Source organism: Streptomyces sp. CNX435 (genome assembly GCF_059570575.1).
The window spans coordinates 1-1075 of record NZ_JCANTA010000068.1; the positions used below are offsets into that span (position 1 = coordinate 1).

A 1075-nucleotide genomic window follows, 5' to 3' on the forward strand; every position below is an offset into this window, starting at 1 on the left:
TGCCCGATGCGGTGGAGACCGTCTGGCCCCGCACCGTTGTGCAGACCTGCATCGTCCACCGAAGCTGTCAAGAAACAACGTGTTGCTTCTCAACTGGTAGATCGTTTGCGGGGCATGGGCGTATCCGAGGCGGTCAGGGGCCAGCTGGTGCAGCGCTTCGAGGCGCTTCTCCCGCATCTGAACGAGAGGCAGCGAAGGCTGGCTGTGGCGACCGAGGCCCGGCTCCTCGGGCATGGCGGCGTCCGCTGGGCGGCCCGGACTGCCCAGGTCAGCGAGACCACGGTCCGCAAGGGCATCGCCGAACTCGCGGCGGCCGAGCCGCTGCCCGAGGGGCGGGTACGACGCTTGGGCGGCGGCCGGAAGCGGGCCGATGCCCTCGACCCTCAGCTGGTCCCGGCGCTGATGGCGCTGGTCGAGCCGGACGAGCGCGGGGACCCGATGTCGCCGCTGCGGTGGACGACGAAGTCGCTACGGCATCTGGCGGCCGAATTGTCCCGTCAAGGGCACCGGGTGACCGCACCCACGGTTGGCCGCCTGCTGAAGGAGAACGGGTTCAGCCTGCAGGGCACCGCCAAGATCCTTGAAGGTGAGCAACACCCCGACCGGGACGCGCAGTTCCGTCACATCAACGAGCAGGTCAAGGACCACCAGGCCGCAGGCGAGCCGGTGATCAGTGTGGATGCCAAGAAGAAGGAACAGATCGGGCTGCTGCCCATGTCCGGGCGGGAGTGGCGGCCGGGCAAGCAGCCGCTCGCGGTCGAGGATCACAGCTTCTTCGCCGGGCCGCACGTGGACGCGGTGATCCCGTACGGAATCTACGACATGACGGCGAACTCCGGCTGGGTCAACGTCGGCACTGACCACAACACTGCCGTGTTTGCCGCCTCCTCGATCCGCCGCTGGTGGCACGAGCGTGGCCGGCACGACTACCCGCAGGCCAGCCGCCTGCTGATCACCGCGGACGCCGGGGGCTCGAACAGCGACCCGCAGGGCATCGCCCATGCCCCGCGCGCGATGTGGTGGGACATCCTCTCCGACTGCCACACCATGGAAGGCGCGCGCCGCCTGGCGGGCC

1 protein-coding gene is annotated in these 1075 nt (G+C 69.2%); it reads left to right on the forward strand.

The window, feature by feature from the left end; genetic code table 11:
• Positions 1 to 114: 114 nt before the first annotated feature.
• On the forward strand, positions 115 to 1075 hold a 961-nt coding region (locus T328_RS35950), incomplete at its 3' end, for an ISAzo13 family transposase (RefSeq protein WP_496500474.1).